This is a genomic window from Streptomyces sp. NPDC087270, assembly GCF_044744625.1.
In the GTDB taxonomy this organism is placed as follows: domain Bacteria; phylum Actinomycetota; class Actinomycetes; order Streptomycetales; family Streptomycetaceae; genus Actinacidiphila.
This window is the reverse complement of the sequence record NZ_JBIUYR010000002.1, coordinates 454,357-471,818: the sequence shown is the minus strand read 5'-3', so window position 1 is coordinate 471,818 and position 17,462 is coordinate 454,357. Positions and strand designations below refer to the sequence as shown.

Below are 17,462 nucleotides of genomic sequence, written 5' to 3'. Positions count from 1 at the left end.
CGGTACTCCGGGGAGACAACGGCGCAGGCCGTCCGGTGGGGCGGACGGCCTGCGGGGGTTGGGGGTGAAGGGAGTGGGGTTGCGGGGAAGTCAGTTCTTGGTGGTGGGGCCGTGGGACTGCTTCGGCATGGTCTGGGTCGCTCCCGGGCGGGGTGGCATCGGCTGGGCCGCGGCCGTGGTCTGGGCGGCGAGGTTGGCCGCCGTGGTGCCGGGCTCGAACTGCGGGTTGCTCGGGGCCGGTTTGCGGTCGTGCAGGCGCAGCGCCCCGGTGAAGTCGCCGAAGGTGCGGCGGCGCCACTTGCTGATCGGGGTGAACGTGACCGGGCCGTTGCCGGACAGGCCGCCGGCGGCGGTGAGGGTCTCGATGAACTGGAGCCCGGAGGTGTGGTCGGAGACCTCGGAGAAGATCCGGCCGCCCACGGTCCAGGGGGACACGATGATGCACGGCACCCGGAAGCCCGCGCCGACCGGCAGGCCGCCGCCCGGGGTGCCCTTCGGCGAGGCCACGGTCACGAACTCTTCGGGGTACTTGTGCGGTTGGGGGACGGGCGGCGGCACGTGGTCGAAGAACCCGTCGTTCTCGTCGTAGTTGAGCACGAACACGGTCGAGTTCCACAGGTCCTCGTTGGCCGCGAGCGCCTCCAGCTTCGACGCGAGGTACTGCGCGCCGGCCGCGGGGAGGTTCGGCGGGTGCTCGTCGGCCGCACTCGGCATGTACAGCCAGGACACGTCCGCGAGAACGCCGTTGGCGCAGTCCTCCTCGAACCCGAGGTTCGGGTCCGCCGCGGCGGTCGGGCTGGTGGGGTCGCCGACCCGGCCGGGCGTGCCGTCCCCGTACAGCGTGCCGCCGCTCATCACGGAGTTGTACAGGGCGGCCGGCAGGGTGGTCCGGTTCTGGAAGTTGGCGAACCACGAGAACACGTTGAACCCGCTGGTCGCTCCGGAGAAGTACGTCTTGACGCTGTACCCCGCGTCGTACAGGATCTCCGCCGCCGACGGGTGCGTCATCGGGTTCGGCGTCACGGTCTCCAGCACCGGTCCGCCGAACTTGCCCTGCGGGTCGTTGGTGCCGGACATCCACACCAGCCGGTTCGGGTCCGTCGGGCCCAGGATCGAGCAGTGGTAGTTGTCGAGCAGGGTGAACGACTCGGCGAGCGCCCAGTGGAACGGGATGTCCTCGCGGGTGAAGTACCCCATCGTGTAGGAGCCGTTGACCTCGCCGTCCGAGGCGAGGTGGGTGGTCATCCAGCCGTCCATCGCGCCGTGGTTCCACGAGGCGTGCTGGTCGCGCCAGTCGTGCGACAGCGACGGTATCGCGGCCGCGCCGGTGCTGATGGTGGACATGTGGAACGGTTCGAGGTAGCCGTCGGGGTTGGCCGGATCGGGCTGCTTGAAGACCGAGTCGCCGTTCGGCAGCCTGATGGCCGTCGGGTCGCTGAACCCGCGGGCACCGGGGAAGGTGCCGAAGTAGTGGTCGAACGACCGGTTCTCCATCATCACGTACACGACGTGCTTGACCTGGGACAGGCTGCCCTTGGCCGGGCTCGCGGCCGCGGCCTTCGCCAGGCTCTCCGGAAGCACGCCGGCCGCACCGGCGGCGCCGGCCAGCGTCGCCGCACTGGTGATGAACCGGCGGCGGGACATGCCCGAGCGGGCGGAACCGGAGCGGGCGGAACCGGAATGGGCCGAACCCGTGCGGGCGGAACCGGAATGGGCCGAACCCGCGCGGGCCGAACCCGCTTGTTCGGAAGCGGTGTTGCTCATCGTCTCTCTTCTTCGTCTCGTGAGGGCCGGGTCAGGACTTCGCGGGGGCCACCGGGCCGGCCGCGGCGCCGGACTGGGCGACACCGAGCACCTGGGCGACGGCGTTGTTGCGCGTGTCGGCGATGTACAGCAGGTGGGTGGACAGGTCGACCGCGACCGCGATCGGGGTGTTGAGCTTCGAGGCGGTCGGCGCCGCGCCGCTGCTCTCCCCGCCCGGCGCGGCCGAGGAGTTCACCACGGTGGTGATGGTCCCGTCCGGCGTGACCTGCCGGATCGCGTTGTTGAAGGTGTCGGCGACGAACAGGTCGCCCGCGCCGTCGACGGTCACGCCCTGCGGGTCGTTGAGGCGTGCCGCGGTGGCCGGTCCGCCGTCGCCGGCGAACCCGCCGAGCCCGTCGCTCGCCTTGGCCGCGGCGTGGTTCCCGGCCACCGTGGTGACGGTCCCGGTCCTCGCGTCCACCCGGCGGATCACGTTGTTGGCCGAGTCCGCGATGTAGAGGTTGCCCTTCGCGTCCAGCGCCAGCCCGTTCGGCTGGTTCAGCTGCGCCCGCGTGGCCGCCTTGCCGTCTCCGGCGTACCCGGCCCGGCCGGTGCCGATCACCCGGACGACCTTCCCCTTCGAGGACACCTCGACCACCCGGTTGTTGTGGGTGTCGGAGACGTACACGTTCCTCGCCGCGTCGACCGCCACCGCCGCGGGGCCGTCGAGTTGGGTCGACAGCGCGCTGGAGGAGGTCCTGCGGCCCGCGGTCCCGGTGCCGGCGAACCGCCGGATCAGCCCGTCCGGGGTGATCTCGCGGACCACGTTGTCGCCGCTGTCCGCGATGAAGACGTCGCCGCCCGCGTCCACCGCGGTGCCGGCCGGCTGGTACAGCGTCGCGTCGGTGGCCTTGCCGTGGTCGCCCTTCTCCCCGTTGTCCTCCAGGGAGCCGGCGATGATCGCGGTGTCGCCGTTGCGCAGCTTGGCCACCACGTTGTCGCCGGTGTTCGAGACGTACACCGAGCCGTCGCCGACGCTGGTCAGCTCCGCCCGGACGTCGGCCTTCGCCTGCGCCCCCTGCGCGGAGTTGCCGCCGACGGACACGCCCGCGGGCCGGTACAGCGAGCCCGGCGTGACGTTGGGGACGACGGCGCCGGTGCCCGGGTCCACGTGGGTGCCCGGAATGTCACCGACCGACGCGTACGGCATCGTCTGGAGGACCGGACCCGACGGCACCGCGCCCGAGCCGATGGTCAGGCTCAGGTTGTCGGCCGTGCCGTCGCTGTTGGCGCCGCTGCTGACGCCGACCGTGGCCACCGTGACGAGGATCTTCGCGGCGCCGGCCGGGACCGTGCCGTACCACGCCTGGTGGACCAGGCTGGAGACGTTGTTGCGCTGGGCCGCGGTGACCGGGCCGATGATGCCCGCGCCGAGGGTGGCGCCCTTGGCGTCCTCGAACGTGGCCGTGACGGTCGCGTAGTCGCTCTGCGTCGAGTAGCCGCCGAGGTCGCCGGCGAGCTTGAACGGCTGGCTGTCCGTGCCGAGCGAGCCGACGTCGATGGTCTGCGTGCCGGTGGTGGCGATGCCCGGGATCGAGACGGTGCTGGGGTTCGTGCCGCCGTAGAAGACCCGGCTGCCGGTGACGCCGGGGTACGTCGACGCACGCGACTCCTGCGTGCCGTCGGGTGCGTTGAGCGGGGAGGCGCTGGTCCAGCAGTCGGCGACGGTCTGGTCGTCGCCCAGCGGGGCGCCGAGCGCCGTCGCGGCGGTGTAGTCCTCCGCGCCGGGGTTGGCGATCAGGTTGGCGTTGAGCGCCGGGGTGACCTGGTCGGCGGCCGGGCAGGGCGCCGTGTAGGTCTGGCCGACCGACTTCTGGCCGATGGTCAGGTTCAGGTTGTCGGCCGCGCCGTCGCTGTCGCGGTCGTCGTCGACGGCTGCCGTGATGATCGTGACCAGGACCTTCTGGGTGCCTGCCGGGATCGTGCCGTAGGTGCCGTCCGACAGCAGCGCGGAGGTGTTGCCGCGCTGGGCCGCGGTGGCCGGGCCGATGGACGCCGTGCCGAGAGTCGCGCCGTCCGTGCCCTCGAACGTGGCGATGACCTGGGCGAAGTCGCCCTGCGACGCGTTGCCGCCCACCTCGCCGGTCAGCTTGTACGGCTGCCCGTCCGCGTGCAGCGAGCCGACGTCGACGAGCTGGGTGCCGCTGGTGACCATGCCCGCGGCCGAGACGCCGTCGGGGTTCGAGCCGCCGTAGAAGACCCGGTCACCGGTGACGCCGGGAGAGGTCGAGGGCGCCGACTCCTGCGTGCCGTCGGGTGCGTCGAGCGGGGAGGCGCTGGTCCAGCAGTCGGCGACGGTCTGGTCGTCGCCGGCCGGCGCGCCGAGCGAGGTGACCGGGGTGTGGTCCTCGGCGCCGGGGTTGGCGATCAGGTTGGCGTTGAGCGCCGGGGTGACCTGGTCGGCGGCCGGGCAGGGCGCGGTGTAGTGCTGGCCCGAATCGCTCGGGGCGATCGTCAGGTTCAGGTTGTCGGCCCGGCCGTCGATGCCGTAGCCGGCGCTGACGCCGGTCGACGCCACGGTGACGAAGATCTTCTTCGTGCCGGCCGGGACCGTGCCGGCCGCCGCTTCCGGAATCAGGCTGGTGATGTTGCCGCGCTGGGCGGCGTTGACCGGGGCCAGGGCCGCGGAGCCGAGGGTGGCGCCGTCGGCGTCCTGGAACGCGGCGGTGACGGTGGCGTAGTCGCTCTGGGTGGTGTAGCCGCCGATCGCGCCGGTCAGCGTGAACGACTTGCCGCCCGCGTCCAGCGAGCTGACGTCGATCATCTGGGTGGCCGTGGTGGTGACGCCCACGATCGAGACCTGCGGGGAGTCGTAGTCGTAGCCGCCGTAGAAGGTGCGGCTGCCGGTCTGGCCGGGAGCCGACGACGAGGTCGACTCCAGGACCGCGCCCGGCGCGTTCATCGGAGAGGACGCCTCCCAGCAGTCGGGGACGTCCTGCGTGTCCCCGGCCGGGGCGCCGAGCGAGGTGACCGCGGTGAAGTCCTCGGCGCCGGGGTTGGCGATCAGATTGCTGTTCAGGGCGGGAGTCACCACGTCCGCGGCCGGGCAGGCGGCGGAGTACCGCTGGCCGGTGGTCGCCGCGGTGGCGGTGCTGCCTTCGGCGTCGGCCCCTGCGAGGCCGAAGACGGTCAGCGCCGCGGCGACTGCCGCCACGGTTCTCCAGCCGACCTTGAAGTGAGAGATCATGGCCCTTATTGATGTGCAGGGCAACGGATTCCGCGCGGATCGTTTCGGGCGGGATGATGACGCCTGTGTGAACAGTCGTCAGCCGCCCTACGAATAACGCCCGTTCTGCCGGTTTGGGGTGCGTGTCGGCGGTGCGGTACGGGGGTTGGCGGGGCCGACTCGGCGTGGTGTGGCGCGGCGCGGCGGGGTGTGGCGCGGCGTGGCTCCGGGTGGTGCGGCGCGTGCGGTTCGGCCGGGTTCGGCGGGGGCGGCCAGGCTCGACGCGGCTCGGCCTCGTCCGGCTCGGCCCGGTCCGGCGCGGCCGCGCGGTCGGCCGTCGCCCCGGCACCGCCGCTTACCCTGGTGCCCGTGCCCGCCTCCCACCTGCATCGCGTCGCCGTCCTCGTGCTCGAAGGGGCCAAGCCGCTCGACGTCGGGATTCCCGCGCAGGTCTTCTCGACCCGCGCGAGCATGCCGTACGAGGTACGGGTGTGCGGTGCCGCGCCCGGGCTGGTCGCGGGGGGCGACGGGCTGTCGTACCACGTGGCCGACGGCCTGGACGCGCTCGGCTGGGCCGAGATCGTCTTCATCCCCGGCTACCGGTTCCCGGACCGGGAGGACCCGCCGCGGGCCGTCGTCGACGCGCTGATCGCGGCCCACGAGCGGGGCGCGCGGCTCGCCGCGATCTCGACCGGCGCGTTCGCGCTCGCCGCCACCGGTCTGCTCGACGGGAAGCGGGCCACCACGCACTGGCACTACACCCGCGCGCTCGCGGCGAAGCATCCGCGGGTCCGGGTCGACGAGAACGTCCTGTTCGTGGACGAGGGCAGCGTGCTGACGTCGGCCGGCGCCGCCTCGGGGATCGACCTGTGCCTGCACGTGCTGCGCCGCGAGCTGGGGGTGGCCGCGTCGAACCACGCGGCCAGGCGCCTGGTCGCGGCCCCGTACCGCAGCGGCGGCCAGGCGCAGTACGTGCCGCGCAGCGTGCCCGAGCCGCTGGGGGAGCGGTTCGCCGCCACCCGCGAGTGGGCGCTGCGCCGGCTCGGCGAGCCGCTCACCCTCGACGTGCTGGCCCGGCACGCGGCGGTGTCGCCCCGTACGTTCTCGCGCCGCTTCATCGAGGACACCGGGTACACGCCGATGCAGTGGGTGATGCGGGCCCGGGTGGACGTGGCGCGCGAGCTGCTGGAACGGTCCGAGCGGAGCGTCGAGCAGATCGCGGCGGACGTGGGCCTGGGCACGGGGGCGAACCTGCGGATGCACTTCCAGCGCACGCTGGGGACGACGCCGAGCGAGTACCGGCGTACGTTCACGCGCGGCGAGTAGCGGGGTCCGGGGCGGGCGCGGCGCGGGTGTGACTGGCGCGGGGACGCCTGTGGCGCGTGCGTGGCCGGGGGCGGTGCGGGTGCGGGACGCTTGTGGCGTGCGCGTGGCGCGATCCTTGCGAACCGTGGCGCTCGGGCCTACGCCGTACGCCGCCGCCGCGCGCGAACCTGGGTGGAGAACGCGAAGAGACTTCAGGAACTGGGGACACCACTCATGACCCGCATCGCCATCAACGGATTCGGCCGCATCGGGCGCAACGTGCTGCGCGCGCTGCTCGAACGGGACACCGACCTGGAGGTCGTGGCCGTCAACGACCTCACCGAGCCGGCCGCCCTCGCCCGCCTGATCGCTTTCGACTCGACCTCCGGCCGGCTCGGCCGCCCGGTGAGCGTCGACGGCGACGTCCTCGTCGTGGACGGCCGCCGCATCAAGGTGCTGGCCGAGCGCGAGCCGGCGCAGCTGCCGTGGGCTGACCTCGGTGTCGACATCGTGCTGGAGTCGACCGGCCGGTTCACCTCCGCGAAGGCCGCGCGCGCCCACCTCGACGCGGGCGCCCGGAAGGTCCTGGTCAGCGCGCCGTCCGACGGTGCCGACGTGACCCTCGCCTACGGGGTCAACACCGACGCGTACGACCCGGCCCTGCACACGATCGTCTCGAACGCCTCCTGCACCACCAACGCGCTCGCGCCGCTCGCCGCCGTCCTGCACGACCTCGCCGGCATCGAGCACGGCTTCATGACGACGGTGCACGCGTACACGCAGGAGCAGAACCTCCAGGACGGCCCGCACCGCGACCCCCGCCGGGCCCGCGCCGCCGGCGTCAACATCGTGCCCACCACCACCGGCGCCGCCAAGGCGATCGGCCTGGTCCTCCCCGACCTCGACGGCAAGCTCTCGGGCGACTCGATCCGCGTGCCGGTCCCGGTCGGCTCGATCGTCGAGCTCAACACGACCGTCTCCCGCGATGTCACCCGCGAGGACGTCCTGGCCGCCTACCGCACCGCGGCGCAGGGCCCGCTCGCCGGCGTCCTCGAGTACTCCGAGGACGCCCTCGTCTCCTCCGACATCACCGGCAACCCCGCCTCCGCCATCTTCGACTCCGCCCTCACCCGCGTCGACGGCCGCCACATCAAGGTCGTCGCCTGGTACGACAACGAGTGGGGCTTCTCCAACCGCGTGATCGACACCCTCCAGCTCCTCACCACCACCTGACCCTTCACCTCCCCCAACTCCCCCTCCCCGTCAGGGCGTCCGCGTGGCCAGCCCGGTGGGGACGGGGGAGGAGGCGGCGTCTTTCTGGGGGTATTCGTCCACCACCTTGAGGACGCGGGCGACGTTCTTCCCGTAGTCGACGCAGCCGCTCTGCACGTTGACGGTGACCACCCGTTTGCCGGTCTCGGGACTCTCAGGCAATTCGTACGTTCGCACGGTGAGGTCCCCACGCGTCGCCGAGAAACGCTTGCTGCCTGCGGGGGCGAGGTCCCAGCCGACCGTCTTGAGCCGGGCCACGAGGGTGGCGTCGATCTGAGCCTCCGATTCCTTGCCGGTCAACCCGGCCGCGAAATAGACGATCCTGTAGTCCAGTCGGGGCCGTTTGCCCGCGCAGTACTCGAAGGTGCCGTCGGTGACATCCCAGCCGTTCGTCACGTCGTGAACGGCCCGGTAGATCTTCCAGTACTCCTTCGCCACCGGCCGCCGTTGCTTGTCCGCGAGGCTGGTGGCGCTCGGTGCACTGCCGCCGCACGCGGTCACCAGGGTCAGCAGCAGTCCGCCGAGCGCGGCGCCTGCCGTCCGGTGCCTCATGGTTGGCCTCCTCCAGACCGTCGAAGTCGCCCTCGTCCCGTTTGCTGTCATACGAGTCCGTCCTCCTGGCAGTGGCCAGGCTGCGCCGTCGCGTCAGCATCGGTATCTGGTCGCGTGCCCAGGCGAAGTGGGCGTCGAGTTCGCCGAGTTCGCCGAGTTCGGTGGTCAGGAGTCCGAAGGGGTTCGCTTTCGACCGCCAGTCGTTGACGGCCGCCTGCGCGGAATCGTTGCCGTCGACGGTCGGTCTATGCCGCTGAAGTCGTCGCCGTCACCCTGCGGTTTTCCCATGCGTCCCCCCCGGGCCGTATGTGGCAAGTGCCGTCACGCGTCGGAGCTGTGTGACGGGTGGGGCCCAGTGTGCCAAGTGCTGACGGAAAGTGTCCACCTGTCTTCGAGAAGTGATCGTTGAGGGAGCGGAACGAGTGCGGGGAGGGGGGCTCTGCCGCGGTGACCCGCGCCGCCGCGGACGGCGCCGGTACGAGCGAGGAGAGAACGGGCTTCCCCTCCGCTTCTCTCCGCCCGGCGGCACCGCTAGTGTCGACTCCTGCTCGATCCGCACGTCGGCCCTGAACCGGACGCCGACCGCGGGTCTTGCTTCCCGATCTCACTACTCGACGTTTCTGCCGGCGATGGAGCCGACGCGGAGGCGGCCGCGGACTTCGATTCCGCCCCGCCCGCGTCACCATGGACGACTCCTGGTGGTGGGAGGGCGGTGCCCGCGAACGGGCGCCGCCCCCGGACCGCCCCACCGCGCAGCGGAAGGTTCGCCGTGACACCACGGCACTGGTTCCGTCGTATCGCACCCGAATCCCGCCCCACCGCAAGGGAGTTGGGGCGTGCCGCGCCCGGACTCCGCCGTGCCGCGCGGAGGTCCCGTACCCCCGTGGCGGCTCGGACGGGAGCAGCCTCCTACCGTTCCGCCCTGCGGACTCCCGGCGCGTCGGCCTTCTTCCTGGCCGCCGCCCCCGCCCGGGTCGGCGTGGCCATGGCCGGCCTCGGCATCGTCTGGCTGATCCACGGCGAGACCGGGTCGTTCGGGGTGGCCGGCCTGGTCACCGGCGCGTACGCCGTGGCGGAGACCCTGGTGGGCCCGCAGACGGCCCGCCTCATGGACCGGCTCGGGCAGCCGCGCGTCCTCGTCCCCCTCCTGTGCGCGCACGCCGTCGCGCTCGCCGCCCTCGTCACGCTGGCCTTGGCGGGGGCGCCCACGGCGTCGCTGATGGCGGCCGGCCTCGCCGCCGGCGCGACCATCCCGCAGGTCGGCGCGCTCTCGGCGGCCCGCTGGTCGGCGCTGCTGCACGGCAGGCCGGAACTCCCCGCGGCCTTCGCACTCGAAACGATCAGCAGCGACGCCGCGTTCCTCCTCGGCCCCGCCCTCGCGGTGCTGTCGGCGACTCGGCTGCACCCGGCCGCGGGCACGGTGCTGGCGGGGGCGCTCGTCGTCGGCGGTGGGCTGGCGTTCGCGGCGCAGCGCCGTACGACCCCGGCGCCGGGAGGCCCGCCCGCCCCGGCCCGTATGCCCAGCACGGCGCGCCCGAGGACGCTGTGGACCCGGAACTTCGCCACCCTGCTGGCGGTCAACCTCGCCCTGGGCGTCTTCTTCGGCTCGACGCAGGTCTCGGTGAGCGCCTTCGCCGACGCCCACCACGCGGCCTCCTCGGCCGGGTTCCTGTACGGACTGATGAGCGCGGCAAGCCTGTTGGCCGGACTCGCCTACGGGCGGCACCGCCCGCACACCCCGCCCGCTGCCCAACTGCCCCTGATCCTCAGCTTTCTGGCCGGTGCGTCGCTGCTGCCGCTGCTGGCCGACACCCCATTGTGGTTGGGCTGCGCGCTCCTGCTGCCCGGCGTCGGCGTCGCGCCGTGCATCATCGTCTGCTCGACGCTCGTCGAGTCGGTCGTGGACCGGTCGGTCCTGACCCAGTCCTTCACCTGGACGAACTCCGCGTGCGCGGGGGGCATCGCCGTCTCCGCCGCCGCGGTCGGCCGGCTCGTCGACGGCCCGGCCGGCACCCGCGCCGGCTTCAGCGTCCCCCTCCTCGCCCTGACCGCGACAGCCGCCCTGACCTGGTCCACCCGCCGCACCCTCACCGCCACCACAACTGCCGAAGGCCCCAAGGTTGTTACGGCGGCGCCCGACCCGACGTCGGCCGCCCCGTGACCACCCCGGTTCCGCAAGGCATACGTGGAAGGCGACGCGGTCAGGGAGTTCGGCCGAGGAGAGCGCGGAGGCCGGTGCGTACGGCGTCCCAGTCCGTGCGGGGGGCGTGGGCCAGGGCACGGGGGAGCCGGCGGGCACGCTCGTGGTGGTCGCGGCGCAACTGCTCGACGTCCAGCCGGACATCGGACGCGGCGCCGAACTCCGCCAGTTCGGCGATGCGTTGGTCCATCGCGGCGAGCAGCGCACGGTCGAGTTCGGCCACGGCCGCGACGAAGGCACTGGTCGGTACGGTCACCCGGCCGGTCCGCGGGCCGGTGAACTCGATGACGCCCTCGGGGTCGGGTTCGTGGCGCCAGGCGACGGTCACGGTGTCGTCGTCGCCGACGACGGTGCGCCAGAGGCGGACGGCCGGGGCGATGCGCAGATAGCCGGTGTAGAGGTAGCCCGCGCCGTGCCAGGTCAACGTGGCGTCGGCCTCGGGGGTTTCCACGGTGTCGAGGTGCGGCCACTCCTGGGCGACCTCGGCCGCGATGCCCACGAGGTCCGGCGGCACCGGCTCCATCGCCCCCGACACGAGCGCGAGCACGTCCTCCCACAGGCGGACGACGTAATACTCCACGTACGGGTGCGGTGCGCCGCGGACGTCACGCTCGCCGCGCAGTTCCCGAACGGTTCGCGCGGAGGTACCGCAGCAGTTCGTGGCCGCCGGCGTCGATGCCGTACCACCCGTCGGTCAGCCCGAACCAGTGCAGTTCGCGCCCGGCGCCCCACGGCTCGACCTCCGCCAACGGAGTCAACCCGAACCGGAAGCGGATCACGGGGTCTACGGGCCCGGCGGCGTCAACGGGGGCAACGGGGTCAACAGGGCCAACGGGGTTCACCCGTCCAGTATCCCCGCGGGCACGCCGCCCCCGTGGGTCAGATCCCGTGCGCCCGGCCGCCGTTCAGGCGGCGTCCTCGGGGTACCAGCGCAGCTCGATCGTGTTGCCGTCGGGGTCGAGGACGTAGAGGGACTGGGCGTCTCCTCGCGCGCCGAACCGCTTGCCCGGGCCGTCCACGACGGTGAACACGCCCGATTCCACGACTTCGTGCCAGTCCAGGGGCTCGACGACCAGGCAGAGGTGGTCCACGTTGGACTCGCCCCGGGGGTTCGCCACCAGGTCGATGATGGTGGTCGGGCTCACCCGGACCGAAGGGAACGGGGCCTTGCCCGCACGCCATTCGTCCACGCGCACCGGCTCCAGGCCCAGCGGCCCGCAGTAGAAGGCGAGGGCGCGGTCGACGTCCTCGACATTGAGCACCAGATGGTCAAAAGCGATGACGCGCATGGGGGTCTCCCTGGTCGGGGTGTGCGGGGGTGTGCCGGGTGTGCGGGTTGTGCGGTTGGGCGGAGTCCGGCCGATCCGGCACTCGGCCGATCCCGTACCGGAGCCGGTCCCGTAGCGGACCGATCCACCACCAGGAAAGTACCCGTCCGGCGATCACGGCCGCGATCGGTCGTCGGTCCTGGTCCGGGGGCCCCGGCCTACCGCCGCCGGTCCTGGTCCGGGGGTCCTCGCCCACCGCGGTCGGTCCTAGGCTCCAAGGCCCGACGCCAAGGTCCGACGCCCAACGCCCCCTGGTCCGACTCCCGTTCGCCCGACGGGTCAGCCGGGTCCGTCGCCGGCGGCCGCGAGGAGCGGCACCACCAGATCGCTGATGGGCGTCGGGATGCCGTGGGCCCGGCCGCGTCGCCGTACGACACCGTTGCGGATGTCCCATTCGAGCGGCCGGCCCGCCGCGCGGTCGGCGAGGATGGAGGTGCCCATGTCGGCCGGGTAGGCCCGGAATCCGTCGACGATCTCCTGCGGCACCTCGTCGCCCAGGACCGCGCCCTCGGCCCGGGCGACCGCGAGGCACTCCCGCAGGTAGTCCAGGGACAGCCGGGCGATGTCGTCGCGGGCGAACATGCCGCACCGGCGGCCGGTGAGGACCATCAACCCGGCGGCCGCGTTCTGCAGCAGCTTCCGCCACGCCACGGACGTGAAGTCCTCCGCCACGTCGACCGAGCACCGGGTGTCGCGCAGGGCGTCGAGCACCACGCGGCCGGCAGGCGTGTCCGGCACGGTCAGGCGGGCCTCGCCGCGCAGCCACACCGAACCGCCGGGCTGCACCTGGGCCGGGAACCACACGACCGAGGGCAGCACGGGGCAGCCGGGGACGTGGGGCGCGACGGCCGCTTCCTGCTCGACGCCGTTCTGCAGGACGCAGACCACGGTGTCCGTGTCGCACAGCGCCGCCAACCACGGTGCCGCCGCGTCCACTTGCGTCGATTTGACGGCGAGGAAGACAAGGTCGACCGGCTCCTCGGTCTGCGCCGGATCGATCCGCACCGGCCCCGGGACGACGACCAGACCGTCGGCGTCCCGGGGTTCCACGCACGGTTCCGGGCCCGGTCCCACGCGCAGTTCCAGGCGCTCGCGAGCCGTGCGGCCGCAGAGCATCGGGGTGCGGCCGGCCTCATGGAGCGCCGCCGCGACGGTGGTGCCGATCGCCCCCGGACCCACCACTGCGACGGTCGGGGGCAAGGGAGTTGTCCTCTTCGCCGAGGAGTCGATCTGAGCCATGGCCGCCAGGTTACTCTGTTACGTATGGACGACGGAACAGGTAATCGCGTTTCGCGACGCGGCGACGACCCACTCACGCGCTGGCTCGGGATCGTGCAGGCCCGCAGCGGTGATCTCGCCGCGAGCGAGGCGAAGGTGGTGAAGCTCCTGCTCTCCGATCCGCTGTTCGTCGGCACGAGCACCACCGCTCAAGTCGCCGCCCGCGCGGGCGTATCCGCCCCGAGCGTGGTCCGCGCCGCGCGAGCGATCGGGTTCGACGGCTTCACCGAACTCAAGCTGGAGATCGCCCGCGCCCGCGGGACCACCGAGTTCTTCGCGCCCTCGGAAGCGCTCACCGAGAACGCCTCGACAGCCGCGGTGCTCGAGACGTCCATACGAACCGGCCATGACGCGCTGACCGCGCTCGGCGGCGCCCTGGACCTCGCGGCTCTCGACGAAGCGGTCGGCGCGGTGCAAGGAGCGGGCCAGGTGGTCGTCATCGGCGCGGGTACCTCCGCCGCGGTCGCCGCGGACGCCGTGTTCCGCCTCCGCGCACTCGGCGCGAGGGCTGTCGCCATCCCGGACCACGAGTCGGCGATGATCGCGATGCGGCTCCTCCGCCCCGACGACGTGGTCATCGCCGTCAGTTCGACCGGACGCACCTCGTCGACCCTCAGCGTCGCCGATGCCGCCTCCTCCGCCGGCGCGACGCTGATCGCGATCACCAACCAGTACGACACGCCGCTCGCGGTCCTCGCCGACATCGCCCTCGTCGTCGGCGGCGCGCCGCTGCCGACGCAGATGGCCGCCGCGGGAAGCAGGCTCGCCGACCTCGTGGTCGTCGACGCGCTGGTGGCCGCCCTCGCCATCCGGGACCCGGAGCACAGCCGCCGAGCCGAGCGCGCCGGCATCGACCTCCCCGACATCACCTGATGCGGGGCGGCACGATCGCCATCGTCCTGGTCGCCGCGGTCGCGCACGCGATCTGGAACACGGCGTCGAAGTACAAGCGGGGCGACACCGTCCTGTTCGTCTGGGCCTACACCTGCGCGGCGGCGCTGGTGTGCGTCCCGCCCGGCGTCGTCCCCGTGATCACCGGTACGCAGCCGCTCAGTTGGCAGCTTGTGGTCGGCTCGACGGTCTCAGCCGTGATGCACGTGGTGTACTCCCTGACCCTGCAGACCGGTTACGACCGCTTCGAACTCGGCGTGGTCTACCCCGTCGCGCGCGGGACCGGGCCTGTCGTGACGATGCTGTCCGCGATCCTGCTCCTCGGAGAACGGCTCAGCGCGATCGCGACGCTCGGCGCCGTCGTTGTCGTCGTCGGCATAGTCGTCGTCGCCGGCAACCCGTTCCGCGGCGGTGGGCGCCAGGCGTTTCACGGCGTGCTCTGGGGCGCCGCGACCGGTGCCACGATCGCCGCCTACACCCTCTGGGACAGCCACTCGGTCACTTCCCTGCACCTGGCCCCGGTGACCTACCTCGCCGGCACGTTCCTGCTCCAGGGCCTGATCCTGGCGCCACGCGCGCTCCGCCGGCGCGACCAGATCCCGACCGCCCTCCGGGTCAACGCGGCGCCGATCGTCACCATCGCGGTCTTCTCCCCCCTCGCCTACGTCCTCGTCCTCACCGCCATGCGGACCGCACCCGTCGCACTCGTCGCGCCCCTGCGCGAGTCCTCCATCGTCATCGGATCGCTCCTCGCCTGGCGGCTCTTCCACGAAGCCCACCTCGCGCGCCGCGTCATAGGCGCCGCGATCGTCCTCGCCGGCATAGCGGCGATCAGCCTCTGACCCGAGCGCCCTGTCGGAGCCCTACGATGGGAGAGGTGAACCACCCCGTCGTCGGCCCCGAGCGTCCGCGAGATCCGCCGGCCACCCGACCGGCTGAGATCCCGGGTCTCCTCGCTTCCGACGCGAGCCGGCGATGAGACACGGGGAGCCGGTGTTCCTGTACGACGCGGGGAGCCGGCGGAGGCTTCCGCTCCCACCCCCGGCTGAGGGGCCGGTCCTGCTGTCGCCGACGCCCGCCCCACCCTCGCCGACCATAGGGGACGCACGAGCCGCCCTGACGGCCGAGGCGTTGCGCCGGCTGCTGGTCTGGAAGGGGTACGAAGTCGTTCGGGGGCTGCCGCCTCTGGGCGGCGGCTGTCCTGCGTCCGCAGCCGGGCGCGTGTGCGTCCACGTAGCCGCATCGCCGCCCGCCGGCGTGACGGGAACGCTCTGCCACATGGTCGTCGACGTGGTCTGGATCAGCAGGTTCAGCATGTACCTGTCCGCGGACTGGCACCGCGAGCGGCGTCTGCCGACCCTCGACGAGCTCGCGGACCTCGGCGTGTCGCTACCCGATGTCGCACTGGGCCTCCTCCTTTCCGGGCACTACCGCCGTCCACGGAAGGTCGACCGCACGGATCTGCGCCGCGGCATCGCCTTCCGGGACGCACCGACCGTCCGCCGTCGGTGGGCGCGTCTCACGGAGCGTCTCGAACCACTCCCCGAGGTCCGGTCCCATGCCGATGCCGTGGCGCTGCTGTCCCCGGACGGCAGACGCGTTCTCGCGGGGTTCGACGCGGCGATGAGCGGCGACCTGAACACCCCTCGTGCGCTGGCGCTGCTGTACCGGGCCCAGCGGGACCGCCAGGGGCTTCCTGACTCCGACCGGGCGGTGCTCGCCGCGACCGCCCGCACGCTGGTTCCGGTGACGATGACGATGGCGGCCCCCCGAGGTGACGCCGGCGCCGCGCCGAACGGCCCTGGGGAACAGTGGACTTGACCTTCGACGAGTGGCCGTGGCGAAGCGGCCCAAGGCGGGAAGCACGCGCGCGGCAGCTCAGCGCAGGACCAGGTCCGGGTGGGCCGGGTCGGTGTTCCTGACCACCGCGTCCGCCCGTTCGAGGGGGCGCACCTGGCGGGCGTACGCGGTCTCGTCGGGCTGGTACCTCGCGCGGTACCGCTCGCGCATGGCGCCGGGCTCGGGGTCCGCCGTCCACAGGGCGTCGCGTACGACGAAGCGCTCGACGGCCACCTCCGTGTCGACCTCGACATGGACCCAGAAGTCCCAGAGTGCTTCCAACTCCGGTTCCCTCAGGAACGCGCCGTCCACCAGCAGGACGGCGGAGTCGGGCGCGGTGAGGAGCGGGCGGTCGAGCAGGGAGCGCCTGGTCCAGCCGTCGTACGTGGCGGTGCGGTAGCGGCGGTCACCGCCGGGACCGAGCGGGGCGAGCAGTTGTCCGCGCAGGGCCCCGGTGTCGTAGACGCGCCGGATGGGCCACTCCCGCTGGAGGTCCGGCCGCTCGACGGCCGGGCGCCGCAGCTCCGGCGGCACCTTGAACAGGTCGGCCGAGGCGCGGACGGCGGGACGGTCGCGTGCGATGAGCCGCTCGGCGAGTTCGGTGGCGAGGGTCGTCTTGCCGGAGGCGGTCGCCCCGTCGACGGCCACCCGTACCGGGTGATCCCGCCGGTCCGCCGTGATCCGGTCCAACAGCCGCTCCAGCACGGCGAGTCGGGCCGCACCCGGTGGCGCGGGCGCCGGCTGAGGCGGGACGTCGCCCGGGTGAGCTTGCAGGTGCGCGCCCATCGGGGTCAGGCAGCGCCCCTGGCCGGTCTCGATGACGTAGACGTCGTGGACGACCCACTCCTCGGGGGTCCGCGGATCGCTCCGCACCCGCCGCAGCGCGGCCACCGCCTCCCCGATCTCCGCCTCCGGCCAACCCAGTCGGGCCAGAAAGCGGGGAAGCCCCGCCTGAACGGCCGCGGGCAACTCGACGAAGCACGCCAGCGCGTGGAGCAGGTCCTTGCGCAGCGGGTCGTACCCCGTGCTCATCGCCGGAAGCGCCCGGACGACACGCGTCAGCCGGCGCGGGTCCGCGTGGCGCGGCCGCGCGTGCGTCTCGTACGGCTCCCGGGAGTAGCGGACCGCGAGGGGCACGCTGCCGTCCATTCCTCGCTCCTCGTCCGTCGTCCTTCTCCCGCTTCCCACCGCCGCTGACCAGGGCCGCCGGGGGCGTTGTCACATTCCGGCGGGCTGTCTCGTCAGAGGGGCGTCAACGCAGAACAGTGCGACAGTACGGCAGAGGCAGGGAACACGATGGATGCTCGGTTGAAGGTCATGAACAACCCGGTCGGGGTCAAGGCGCTCGGCCACCTCATCAAGGCGGGGAAGGCGGTGGACGACTCCGCCATGCCGTCCGCGACGCTGGAGCTGGTGAAGATCCGCGCCAGCCAGATCAACGGCTGCGGGGGTTGCCTCGACATGCACACGAAGGACGCCCTCCACGCGGGGGAGAGCTCCGTACGCCTCAACATGGTCGCCGCCTGGCGGGAGGCCACGGTCTTCACCGACGCCGAGCGCGCCGCGCTGGAGCTGGCGGAGCAGGGCACGCGGATCGCGGACGCGGGCGGCGGTGTCACGGACGAGGCGTGGGCGAACGCCGCGAAGCACTACGACGAGGAGCAACTGGTCGCCCTGGTGACGACCATCGCCGTCATCAACGCCTTCAACCGGCTGAACGTCATCGTGCGGCAGCCGGCCGGTGACTACGTGGCCGGCCAGTTCGACTGACGGCGCTCCTACGACCTCGGCGTACGTCGCGCCCGGCCACGGGGTGGGCGCGACGGCC

At 72.7% G+C, this 17,462-nt stretch carries 15 protein-coding genes; 7 read left to right on the top strand and 8 right to left on the bottom strand.

Going from position 1 to position 17,462, the window contains the following annotated elements; translation table 11 throughout:
- Window positions 1-90: 90 nt before the first annotated feature.
- Entirely contained in the window at window positions 91-1,644 is a 1,554-nt protein-coding gene (locus tag ACIPAE_RS05495; protein ID WP_402443313.1) for a phospholipase C, read from the bottom strand.
- 151 nt (window positions 1,645-1,795) lie between these two features.
- On the bottom strand, window positions 1,796-4,990 hold the full coding sequence (locus tag ACIPAE_RS05490; protein ID WP_402443053.1) for a hypothetical protein: 3,195 nt from the start codon (window positions 4,988-4,990) through the stop codon (window positions 1,796-1,798).
- A gap of 348 nt (window positions 4,991-5,338) precedes the next feature.
- Between ACIPAE_RS05490 and ACIPAE_RS05485 the strand changes: the two genes are divergently transcribed.
- Window positions 5,339-6,295, top strand: coding sequence for a helix-turn-helix domain-containing protein (locus tag ACIPAE_RS05485; RefSeq protein ID WP_328464251.1), 957 nt, complete (start codon window positions 5,339-5,341; stop codon window positions 6,293-6,295).
- A 213-nt stretch (window positions 6,296-6,508) separates the two neighbouring features.
- Window positions 6,509-7,507, top strand: coding sequence for a type I glyceraldehyde-3-phosphate dehydrogenase (gene gap, locus ACIPAE_RS05480; protein ID WP_329369339.1), 999 nt, complete (start codon window positions 6,509-6,511; stop codon window positions 7,505-7,507).
- A gap of 30 nt (window positions 7,508-7,537) precedes the next feature.
- Here gap and ACIPAE_RS05475 read toward each other — a convergent pair whose 3' ends face one another.
- Complete coding sequence (locus ACIPAE_RS05475; protein WP_402443050.1) at window positions 7,538-8,098, bottom strand: hypothetical protein; 561 nt, start codon at window positions 8,096-8,098, stop codon at window positions 7,538-7,540.
- A gap of 883 nt (window positions 8,099-8,981) precedes the next feature.
- Here ACIPAE_RS05475 and ACIPAE_RS05470 point away from each other — a divergent pair.
- Window positions 8,982-10,259 carry an MFS transporter gene (locus ACIPAE_RS05470; protein ID WP_402443048.1) on the top strand — a complete coding sequence of 426 codons (1,278 nt, stop codon included), beginning with the start codon at window positions 8,982-8,984 and terminating at the stop codon, window positions 10,257-10,259.
- A 40-nt stretch (window positions 10,260-10,299) separates the two neighbouring features.
- On the opposite strand, the gene ACIPAE_RS05465 is transcribed toward ACIPAE_RS05470, so the two are convergent.
- The 4 genes from ACIPAE_RS05465 to ACIPAE_RS05450 all read right to left on the bottom strand — a co-directional run bounded on the left by ACIPAE_RS05465 (window position 10,300) and on the right by ACIPAE_RS05450 (window position 12,865).
- Complete coding sequence (locus ACIPAE_RS05465; protein WP_402443046.1) at window positions 10,300-10,878, bottom strand: DUF5984 family protein; 579 nt, start codon at window positions 10,876-10,878, stop codon at window positions 10,300-10,302.
- Window positions 10,879-10,903: 25 nt separating this feature from the next.
- A complete protein-coding gene (locus tag ACIPAE_RS05460) occupies window positions 10,904-11,077 on the bottom strand; it encodes a DUF5984 family protein (RefSeq protein ID WP_402443044.1) in 174 nt (57 codons plus the stop codon).
- A gap of 126 nt (window positions 11,078-11,203) precedes the next feature.
- Window positions 11,204-11,587 carry a VOC family protein gene (locus ACIPAE_RS05455; RefSeq protein ID WP_329369347.1) on the bottom strand — a complete coding sequence of 128 codons (384 nt, stop codon included), beginning with the start codon at window positions 11,585-11,587 and terminating at the stop codon, window positions 11,204-11,206.
- A 318-nt stretch (window positions 11,588-11,905) separates the two neighbouring features.
- Window positions 11,906-12,865: an oxidoreductase gene (locus tag ACIPAE_RS05450; protein ID WP_402443042.1), complete on the bottom strand. Its 960-nt coding sequence runs from the start codon at window positions 12,863-12,865 to the stop codon at window positions 11,906-11,908.
- Between the two features lie 24 nt (window positions 12,866-12,889).
- Here ACIPAE_RS05450 and ACIPAE_RS05445 point away from each other — a divergent pair, with 24 nt between their 5' ends.
- From ACIPAE_RS05445 to ACIPAE_RS05435, 3 genes are all read left to right on the top strand, one after another.
- On the top strand, window positions 12,890-13,777 hold the full coding sequence (locus tag ACIPAE_RS05445; protein ID WP_329369351.1) for a MurR/RpiR family transcriptional regulator: 888 nt from the start codon (window positions 12,890-12,892) through the stop codon (window positions 13,775-13,777).
- Entirely contained in the window at window positions 13,777-14,637 is an 861-nt protein-coding gene (locus tag ACIPAE_RS05440) for a DMT family transporter (RefSeq protein ID WP_329369353.1), read from the top strand. Before ACIPAE_RS05445 ends, ACIPAE_RS05440 begins: the two co-directional genes overlap by 1 nt.
- 436 nt (window positions 14,638-15,073) lie before the next feature.
- Window positions 15,074-15,616, top strand: coding sequence for a DALR domain-containing protein (locus tag ACIPAE_RS05435; RefSeq protein ID WP_402443039.1), 543 nt, complete (start codon window positions 15,074-15,076; stop codon window positions 15,614-15,616).
- Window positions 15,617-15,673: 57 nt separating this feature from the next.
- On the opposite strand, the gene ACIPAE_RS05430 is transcribed toward ACIPAE_RS05435, so the two are convergent.
- Complete coding sequence (locus ACIPAE_RS05430) at window positions 15,674-16,783, bottom strand: hypothetical protein (RefSeq protein WP_402443037.1); 1,110 nt, start codon at window positions 16,781-16,783, stop codon at window positions 15,674-15,676.
- 147 nt (window positions 16,784-16,930) lie between these two features.
- Between ACIPAE_RS05430 and ACIPAE_RS05425 the strand changes: the two genes are divergently transcribed.
- Window positions 16,931-17,404: a carboxymuconolactone decarboxylase family protein gene (locus ACIPAE_RS05425; protein ID WP_329369358.1), complete on the top strand. Its 474-nt coding sequence runs from the start codon at window positions 16,931-16,933 to the stop codon at window positions 17,402-17,404.
- Window positions 17,405-17,462: the final 58 nt, after the last annotated feature.